General features: G+C 39.1%; 10 protein-coding genes and 1 pseudogene. 10 read left to right on the top strand and 1 reads right to left on the bottom strand.

Annotated features, from left to right (window positions below):
- Positions 1–10 precede the first annotated feature (10 nt).
- On the top strand, positions 11–655 hold the full coding sequence (gene serB, locus DF216_RS08615) for a phosphoserine phosphatase SerB (protein WP_125827093.1): 645 nt from the start codon (positions 11–13) through the stop codon (positions 653–655).
- 9 nt (positions 656–664) lie between these two features.
- Positions 665–1,780 (top strand): glycerate kinase, encoded by a 1,116-nt coding sequence (locus DF216_RS08620; RefSeq protein ID WP_129326584.1) that lies wholly within the window; start codon positions 665–667, stop codon positions 1,778–1,780.
- Here DF216_RS08620 and DF216_RS08625 read toward each other — a convergent pair.
- A complete protein-coding gene (locus DF216_RS08625) occupies positions 1,777–2,223 on the bottom strand; it encodes a DUF1694 domain-containing protein (protein ID WP_129326585.1) in 447 nt (148 codons plus the stop codon). The two genes, DF216_RS08620 and DF216_RS08625, sit on opposite strands and share 4 nt — an antisense overlap.
- Positions 2,224–2,385: 162 nt before the next feature.
- Here DF216_RS08625 and eno point away from each other — a divergent pair, with 162 nt between their 5' ends.
- From eno to DF216_RS08665, 8 genes and pseudogenes are all read left to right on the top strand, one after another.
- Positions 2,386–3,690, top strand: coding sequence for a surface-displayed alpha-enolase (gene eno, locus DF216_RS08630; RefSeq protein WP_000022824.1), 1,305 nt, complete (start codon positions 2,386–2,388; stop codon positions 3,688–3,690).
- A 175-nt stretch (positions 3,691–3,865) separates the two neighbouring features.
- Positions 3,866–4,360, top strand: a complete 495-nt coding sequence (locus tag DF216_RS08635) for a YkgJ family cysteine cluster protein (RefSeq protein ID WP_084878298.1) — start codon at positions 3,866–3,868, stop codon at positions 4,358–4,360.
- 202 nt (positions 4,361–4,562) lie between these two features.
- The gene (locus tag DF216_RS08640; protein WP_129326586.1) at positions 4,563–5,399 is read left to right on the top strand and encodes an AraC family transcriptional regulator; all 837 of its coding nucleotides are present in this window, start codon (positions 4,563–4,565) and stop codon (positions 5,397–5,399) included.
- Positions 5,400–5,583: 184 nt separating this feature from the next.
- Positions 5,584–6,498 carry a peptidase gene (locus DF216_RS08645; RefSeq protein ID WP_129326587.1) on the top strand — a complete coding sequence of 305 codons (915 nt, stop codon included), beginning with the start codon at positions 5,584–5,586 and terminating at the stop codon, positions 6,496–6,498.
- 125 nt (positions 6,499–6,623) lie between these two features.
- A complete protein-coding gene (locus tag DF216_RS08650) occupies positions 6,624–7,166 on the top strand; it encodes a ClbS/DfsB family four-helix bundle protein (RefSeq protein WP_001137895.1) in 543 nt (180 codons plus the stop codon).
- A gap of 284 nt (positions 7,167–7,450) precedes the next feature.
- Entirely contained in the window at positions 7,451–7,954 is a 504-nt protein-coding gene (locus DF216_RS10980) for a hypothetical protein (RefSeq protein WP_129326588.1), read from the top strand.
- A gap of 86 nt (positions 7,955–8,040) precedes the next feature.
- A complete protein-coding gene (locus DF216_RS08660) occupies positions 8,041–8,457 on the top strand; it encodes an Imm70 family immunity protein (RefSeq protein ID WP_000110627.1) in 417 nt (138 codons plus the stop codon).
- Positions 8,458–8,797: 340 nt separating this feature from the next.
- Positions 8,798–9,565: pseudogene (locus DF216_RS08665) on the top strand (DUF308 domain-containing protein); the annotation flags it as partial.

The following is a 9,565-nucleotide window of genomic DNA, read 5'->3' on the forward strand; positions in this document are numbered from 1 at the left end:
AGGAGAAGTAATGACCCAAGTAAAAGGCCTATGTGTCATGGATGTTGATGGCACCTTAATAGCAGAAGAAGTGATTGATCTATTAGGAAGAGAAGCAGATTGCGAAGAGGAAATTTCGCAGATTACCAATCTAGCAATGCGGGGAGAACTGGACTTTGAAAGAAGTTTACGAGAGAGAGTCGCTTTGTTAAAAGGTCTTCCAATTTCGGTCTTTGATACAGTCTTCAAATCCATCCATATTTCCCAAAATGCTCAGGAATTTATCTCCATTCTCCAAAAGAATGGCATTCTAGTTGCTCTAGTGTCTGGTGGATTCACACCAATCGTTGAGAGACTAGCAAAATCACTTGGTATCTCCTATTTCTCTGCTAACCAGTTGGAAGTCAAAGACGGCTTTTTAACAGGTCAACTAGTTGGTGAAATTGTGACAGGTCAAGTAAAAAAAGCTACTCTTGAGAGATGGAGAAAGGAATTAGAACTTTCCAAAGAAAGAACGATTGCCGTCGGTGATGGAGCTAATGACCTCTTGATGTTAAAGTCAGCAGGTCACAGTATAGCCTTTTGTGCCAAAGAGGTCGTAAAAGCAGAGATAGCTTGTCATGTGAATAAGAGGGATCTTTTAGAAGTTCTTCCTTTGATTGATTTCTTAGAATGAGAGGGAAATATGAAAATTGTTATTGCACCCGATTCTTTTAAAGAAAGTTTGCCTGCGGACCAGGTCGCCAAAGCTATAAAAAGAGGCTTCGAGAAAGCGATTCCTAGTTTAGTTTGTTCTCTATGTCCAGTTGGCGATGGAGGCGAAGGAACTGTAGATGCGATTCGACATTCTCTTGACCTCAAAGAAAAATGGCAAGAGGTGACGGGACCTTTTGGTCTAAAAGAAGCAATGCGCTATTTTCAAAAAGGGGAACTAGCACTCTTTGAAGTTGCTGACTTGGTTGGTTTAGAGAAGATTCCGCAGGAGAAACGAGATCCTCTCCACATCCAAACTCGTGGTATCGGAGAGTTGATCCGCCACCTCATTGATTTTGGAATGAAGGAAATCTATATCGGTGTTGGCGGTACGGCAAGTAATGATGGCGGAATTGGCATTGCAGCTGGTCTGGGTTATCACTTTTATGATAAGAATGGAAACGAACTACCAGCTTGCGGACAGACTTTGCTTGAGTTTGAGTCCGTTTCCAAAGATGATCTATACAGGATTCCAGAAGACGTGAAAATTCGCATTCTAGCAGATGTTGAGAGTCCTTTATGTGGTCATCAAGGAGCAACCTATACATTTGGCAGACAAAAAGGCTTGGATCCCAGTTTATTTGAAACTGTAGATTTTGCCATACAAGAGTTTTATGAAAAATTCTCTCCTTCAACCCTATCTCTTAAAGGAGCAGGAGCTGGTGGGGGCATTGCTGCTGGACTCTGCGCCTTTGCACAGGCCAGTATCGTATCTGGGATTAACACTTGTTTGGACTTGATAGACTTTGACAAGAAAGTTGAAGATGCTGACTTGGTTATCGTTGGAGAGGGCAAACTGGACAGTCAAAGCCTTGCTGGGAAAGCTCCCATCGGTGTAGCAAAAAGAACCCCTAACGGAGTTCCAGTTATCGCTATTTGCGGTAGTCTTTCCGAGGATTTACCTCCCCTACCCTTTGAAAATATACAAGCAGCATTCTCTATCCTAGAGAAAAGTGAACCTTTAGAAGATAGTCTGAAAAAAGCAAGTCTCTATTTGGAGCATACAGCAGCAAATATTGGTCGTTTATTACAGTTGATGAAAGATTAGCCGAACCATTTTTTCCAGATGGATTTTTTAACTGGTTTATCCTGTTTAATCTCCCAGAGGCCTGGAAAAGCCAGCCGAAGATCCTTCTCATCCACTTGAACAGGTTCGTTCGTGTGAATGACAAGGCCGAAAGGAGAGGTGATATGATCATCTGAAACAATAGTCGCCTGACAGTTGCTTTCCTTTGCTTGTTTTAAGTAAAAGACCTGTTTGTCAAACTCGATATTTGGTGAGATTTTCACAAAAAGTTCCTCTACCTTTTCTTGAAAACCCTCTAAAATAGAGAAAAATCCATGTTCTAATTCAGGACTATTGGCAGTATTGATATCAGCGTAGCCAAGAACTCTTTCCTCGAAAGTACCGAGGTAGCGGCGTTGTTCGTCAGGGTTTAATTTCGGCCCACCATGAGCTTTTTCTAGTAGTTGTTTTGATAAATCTGTCATGAAATTAGTATATCACAAAATACAAAAGAAAACAGACGAAAGAAAGCGATTACTTTATAAAGTTAAGGAAAATTTGCACAAAGATAACGTTTTTTCTTGAAAAACGCTTATTTTTAATGTATCATAGAGGTGTAAAAAATTTAACTCAAAGGAGAGTAAAAAATGTCAATTATTACTGATGTTTACGCTCGCGAAGTCCTAGACTCACGCGGTAACCCAACACTTGAAGTAGAAGTTTATACTGAATCAGGTGCTTTCGGACGTGGTATGGTTCCATCAGGAGCTTCTACTGGTGAACACGAAGCAGTTGAACTTCGCGACGGTGACAAATCTCGTTACGGTGGTCTTGGTACACAAAAAGCTGTTGACAACGTAAACAACATCATCGCTGAAGCTATCATCGGCTACGATGTACGTGACCAACAAGCTATCGACCGTGCTATGATCGCACTTGACGGTACTCCTAACAAAGGTAAATTGGGTGCGAACGCAATCCTTGGTGTGTCTATCGCTGTAGCTCGTGCTGCTGCTGACTACCTTGAAATCCCACTTTACAGCTACCTTGGTGGATTCAACACTAAAGTTCTTCCAACTCCAATGATGAACATCATCAACGGTGGTTCTCACTCTGACGCTCCAATCGCTTTCCAAGAATTCATGATCGTACCTGCTGGTGCACCTACATTCAAAGAAGCTCTTCGTTGGGGTGCTGAAATCTTCCACGCTCTTAAGAAAATCCTTAAATCTCGTGGTTTGGAAACAGCCGTAGGTGACGAAGGTGGATTCGCTCCTCGTTTCGAAGGAACTGAAGACGGTGTTGAAACTATCCTTGCTGCGATCGAAGCTGCTGGATATGTTCCTGGTAAAGACGTATTTATCGGATTTGACTGTGCATCATCAGAATTCTACGATAAAGAACGTAAAGTTTACGACTACACTAAATTCGAAGGTGAAGGAGCTGCTGTACGTACTGCTGCAGAACAAATCGACTACCTTGAAGAATTGGTAAACAAATACCCAATCATCACTATCGAAGATGGTATGGACGAAAACGACTGGGACGGTTGGAAAGCTCTTACTGAACGTCTTGGTGGTAAAGTTCAATTGGTTGGTGACGACTTCTTCGTAACAAACACTTCTTACCTTGAAAAAGGTATTGCAGAAGGTGCTGCTAACTCAATCCTTATCAAAGTTAACCAAATCGGTACTCTTACTGAAACATTTGATGCTATCGAAATGGCGAAAGAAGCTGGTTACACTGCCGTTGTATCACACCGTTCAGGTGAAACTGAAGATTCAACAATCGCTGACATCGCAGTTGCAACTAACGCAGGACAAATCAAGACTGGTTCACTTTCACGTACAGACCGTATCGCTAAATACAACCAATTGCTTCGTATCGAAGACCAACTTGGTGAAGTAGCTGAATACCGTGGATTGAAATCATTCTACAACCTTAAAAAATAAAATAGTTCGGTGAACTATTTTATCCCGAACCTTGAAATTCAAAAGTTCGGCCGTTGATTTAACAACGTTTTTAGCCCCTCGGATTTTATCCGAAGGGCTTTTTTCTGTTCAGGGGGCAAAAAGGGGACAGTGTTTATGGTATAATAGACAAAAACACTTGAATTAGAAAGAAATTATGTATAAAGAGATTGATATTGAGTATTACCACCAACTAGCACTGCAAAAGCAGAAGGAGCACCGCAAAGTGTTAGCTAATCTAAAGAAAAAACCACCTAAAAACTTAGATAAGATTGCGCAGCAGATTCACCAAGAAGTCTTTGCTGAGATTGATTGTACTGCCTGTGCTAACTGTTGCAAGACTTTGGGGCCCGACTTTAAAGAAGCAGATATCACCCGTATCGCTAAGTACTTTAAGATGAAATTACCAGCCTTTGAAGCAGAGTTTTTACAGGTAGATGAAGACGGGGATAAGGTTTTCAAATCCATGCCTTGCCCCTTTCTAGGAGGAGATAATCTCTGCTCAATCTACGACGTTCGTCCCAAGGCTTGTCGTGAATTCCCCCATACAGATCGTAAAAAAATCCATCAAATTAATCATTTGACAATTAAGAATACCTTGACCTGCCCTGCAGCCTATCTCTTTGTTGAGAAATTAAAAGATAAGTTATAGATTTTACACCTTTAAATCTTGTACAAAAATTCTGGGGCGGAAGTATCTTATATCTGTTAGACTATAGTTAGAATTGAACACGGCCTAAAAGCTGTGTGAAAAAGATGAAATTTTCTCGGAGCAGGAGCTCCTCCGTCAATTTTCCTATTTTCACTTTGCTTTTAACGACCTTTGTATCTTGTGGAGGTAAGAAAAGAAGAATATGATGCATCAATTCAATCAAACCATGGATTATTTGGAGCAGCAACTGACTGGAGAAGTGGATATGAAAAGATTTCAGCAGCTATCGGGCTATTCTTACCCTCTCTTTAGCAGGCTATTTTCTATCCTGGCAGATATGACATTAGCAGAATACTTGCGCAATCGCAGGCTATCAGAAGCTGTGACAGACTTGCGGGAAGGCTCTGAGAAAGTCATTGACATAGCAATGAAATACGGCTATGAGTCTGCGGATGCCTTCAGCGCAGCCTTTAAGAAATTCCATGGTGCAACCCCCTCAGAAGTTCGAAATGGAAAACCTTATCGGATCTTTCCTAGACTTCAATTATCCTTAAAAATCACAGGAGGAAAGAACATGGATATCCAGATTCAAAAGAAGCCTGCTTTTACCGTGGCAGGCGTCCTATTGGAAGCTATTGACAATAGCAAATGCCCGTCTGCTTGGGAGAAACTCTATAACAATCACAGCTTGGAAAGCCTAGAGAATCTAGGCAGTGGCCAATCCTTCGGCATCTGTTCGGATGTCAAAGAAGGCGAAATCATTAACTATATGGCTGCTTATGATGTGACGGATAAAACTAAAGCAGAAGAACTAGGTCTGTCCATCAAAGAAATTCCAGAAGCTGAATATGCCATCGTACCAGTCAAGGGGGCTATACCAGCTAGCATCCACCATGCTTGGAAATACGTCTTAGAAGTCTTTTTCCCGGAAACTGGTTATCGCCATTCAGGAGCCCCAGACTTTGAAGTTTATTTCAAAGGAGATATGTCGTCCCCAGACTACCAAATGGAACTCTGGATACCAGTCATCAGGGACTAGATCATTTTCTGATTTTTTATAAAGATGCGAACCGAACTCTGTAGAAAGAATCTCTACAGAGTTTTTAATTGTTGACATTCATGTCTGTAAACAAACATACCATAATTTTTGTTTGGATTTTATGGGGTATGAGAATAGTTTTCTCGGTATAATAGTCCCATAGAAGATAAGGAGGCAGAGGAATATGCAGATGTATTTTGGAGATGTGTCGCTTTGCTATAGCTATTCATTGGCTATGGCACTGGATGCCTATGGTTATGACTTTAAAGCAGAGTTTTTAGAGGCAATTATGGTGATGGGCAATGGCGCTAGTATTGTAAAGGAAGATGAACGACACCCTCTAATATTCTTTGACAATGGAATGCCAGATCTTTCAATCTCTCATTCTTTAAAAATACTTGGGTTTGACTATGAGGACTTCTATCTAAAAGATGGAGTGAAAGTAGATTTAGAAGAGGTTAAAGGAAAGTTAGAAACCTTTCTGTCCAATGGTCCTGTTGTACTGGGACCTCTTGATATGGGCCATCTGATCTACAATCCCAATCACACAATTCTTTATGGTGTGGATCACTTTGTAACTGTGTATGCTCTTGATAGTCAGTATCTCTATTTGCATGATCCAGCTGGTTTTTCCTGTATAAAGGTTGCTTTTAATGACATTTTAGAAGCTTGGAAGGCAGAGGCTATTGACTATAAGCGTGGAGCTTATTCCATGTGGGGAAATTTTAAGAAGGTCAAGAGTCCTAGTCAGACTGAAATCTATCAGGAAACAGCAAGGATTATGAAAAACCGATATCTGAATGGTCAAAATGGTGTTTTGGAATGCTATGCAAAATCAGTTGCTGAAAACGGCTTAAATACCGAGCAAAAACAATTGCATCAGTATTTCAGCTTTAAACTTGCTGCTGTTCGAAATCTCTATCTCAGTAAGTTCTTAAAAGACCATGATCCAGAAGGGGCAAGATTAAAAGAGGAATTGGCTACTCTATTTGGTCAAGCCCACCTTTCATGTTTAAAAGAAGATTACCAAGAACTGTCCCACTTGCTCTATCAGATAGCAGAATTGGACGGTCTCTTTAAAGATTTATATGTAAAGTAGTGACTATAAGCATAAAAAATAGTTAGTAAAAGCAGTTTTTCGTAAAATGAAGAACTGCTTTTTGATTATGGTATAATGAAGTGAGGAAATATCTTATTCTACTTGAAAATGAAGGGAGAACGCCTATGCCTAGACCAAAAACAAAAGAGGAGCTAGTGCTAGCCTCTAAGGAAAACTATGAAAAGCTCAATCACTTTATATCTAAATTAAGTGAAGAGGAACTACAGACTCCTTTTGATTTTTCAAAAGATCAAAAGAAAAAAGAAGCTCACTGGAAAAGAGATAAAAATCTAAGAGATGTTCTGATCCATCTCTATGAATGGCATCAGTTACTTTTGACCTGGGTACATTCTAATCAAAAGGGACATGAAAGACCTTTTCTCCCTGAACCTTATAATTGGAAAACTTATGGGGAAATGAATGTCGCTATTTGGAAGAAGCACCAGAAAACGACCTTAGAAGAAGCGACCAAGCTCCTCAATCAATCGCATGGAGAGGTTTTAGAGTTGATGGAAGGCTTCAGCAATGACCAACTCTTTACCAAAGGTGTCTATAAGTGGACGGGTGGGACAAGTCTAGGCTCCTACTTTGTGAGTGCCACTTCCAGTCACTATGATTGGGCTCTGAAAAAACTCAAAGCTCATCAGAAAAATTGTAAGAAACGTTAATTGAAGAGTTTATGAAGGTTGGAAAATCTTCTTCTAAGCTTCGAATAGCTTAGTTCTCGTGATTTTTGAGCTCTTCTAGCTTTAGAATCCTTCAAAAATTAAAATTTAAAGCTGTCATAGACTTAGAATAGATCTAAAAAATATATACAAATGCAATTCTAAACTTAGAATTGAATTTATATTAAAGTGATTATACTGTTCGATACTTAGAATGACTTGATTCTGAGAAATGTTGACTAGAAAATGGATCGAATGGCTTTTTTCTGATATAGGATGATAGATAGATGGGTGAGATGATGAACATACAAAAAGAGAAAGTTAGAAAAGAGTTGATGTCCCTCTGTTTGGGAGAGTTCACAGCCGTCCTATCTATTTGGTTTTGTTTTTTCCTTTTGAAAAATCGGCTTGGTGATTGGATGAGTCTAATTACCATTCTCTATCCTTTGTCTTTACTGACATTTATATTGCTTCAAGGCTCGACCTATTGGGCAATTTTGATTAGAAGACTGTCAAATCCCCAGTTCGGAAATGGAAATATTCCAAAAATATATGGTGTTCTCAGAATACTAGACCTTGTTTTACTTATTTCAGGCTTTCCTTTTATTGTCTGGTACTCACAGAGTGTTCGAGTGGCTATTATAGCCACACTAATACAGCTTTTTGCCCTTATCGAATGGGTTAATTATTTCCTCCTACGTTTATCCTATAGTCTGAACCCGCTTGTTTTATGGAAACGAATTACTAAGGGAAAACTTGAAAAGAGTAGAATAGCCAAGGAGTTGGGGTAAGGGAGAATGAATGTATGTTTTAGATACTATCAATATAAAACTTTAGTTGACGTTAAATAATATTAAAAATGAGTAGGAGAATATCTATGTCTGTAGGGTTAATGGTTGGTTATAATTGGTGGACTATAGGAGAAGGGAGTCTTTTTAATTCATTCTTTTCGACTATTTATGTTCGCTTAGAAAATAATGAGTGGGGAAGTAGATACCCAGTAATAATGAATAAGCTTTACTGGGGAGATGTTCCTTTTGAATCTGTTGAAAGAGGAATAGAGGAGTTGTTATCTATCCAAGAGGAGTTGAAAAAATTTCTCCCTCAGGATGTTATATGGGATTTTGAAGATTTGTCACTCACTCCTCCTTGGGGAAATAATATCGCAGAGCATATAACAAATTTATCGCATTATTTCATAACGAGTTCCGGAAAAGATTTAATAGAAGTTTTGCTGACTAGTTTTAGCTTTTCACTTGAGCACGGTCAAAATGTGAGTGTAAAAAGTATTTGAAACTCAATAAATCAAAGATTCATTTATGCTATAATATTCTTAATGAAACTCAGAAAGGAAGCTCAATGTTCAATAAATTTCTACTCTTCGAAATTACTTAATGGAATAAATCAAATAGTTATAGAGAATGTGCAAAAATGAATGAAAAATTACTTTTCTATGTTATTACTCACCTCTAGTCAACCATTAAAAATACTGATTTGATTTTTGTGATGAAAGTCAGGATCTTCACCAGATTTGCTAGTCATGATGAGTTGATGGCATTGATTGGTTTTTACCACGATTGACATAATCGTTAGTTTTCTCAAATGGCTTAATTATTATTTTTGAAAGGTCTTTTATGGAAAAAATTCTATCTTTAGGTCTGACAGGTAGGAAATTACTTGCTCAGGGTTTCTTATTTGTTCTGCTAGGTCTTATCTTGATGGTTACGGGGACTTGGTTGCCAGTAACGGTTATTCGACTGGTTCTGTTTTTAGCTTGGATAGCAACGGTCTTAGATTTAGTATTACGTATTTTCAAAAAAAGTCAGTCAACGGACACCTTGGGAGTTGCACTGGTTAAATTGTTAGTGCTGGGATATTTGCTAGGCTCGAATCTTGCGACGGATGTGCCGATTTATATTTTGGCTCTTGTGATTGGAGTTTATCAGATTTTTCATGCTACTATCAACCTTGTCACCTATGTTCTCTACCGCAAAAACAAAATTCGACCTCGTTTTCGTCTCTTACTAGATGGACTCGTACTAGTTTTTCTTGGTGGGACTAGTCTTTTGTCCTCTACAGGAAATTCTGTCTTTCAACTCTTTGTATTAGGGGCTTATTTTTTCCTTTATGGTGTGTCCAATATCCGTGACGGTTTCTTGTTTGAGGAGGAAATTGGGAAAAACCATCTCAAACGTCGTGTAAGAATGAGCTTACCTATTGTCCTAGCCGCTCTCATCCCTGCAAGTACTTTAGCAAAAATCAATAAATTCATGCAGGAAAATGCTGATGAGGAAGAAGATATCCATCTTGGAATAGTGAAGTCTGGTAAGACAGCAGAGCTAGAAATTTTTGTTCATACAGCTGAGACCTCCCTGTTTTCGGCAATTGGTCATGTGGATATC

Origin of the sequence: Streptococcus oralis, assembly GCF_004127215.1 — a bacterium.
GTDB lineage: Bacteria > Bacillota > Bacilli > Lactobacillales > Streptococcaceae > Streptococcus > Streptococcus oralis_BD.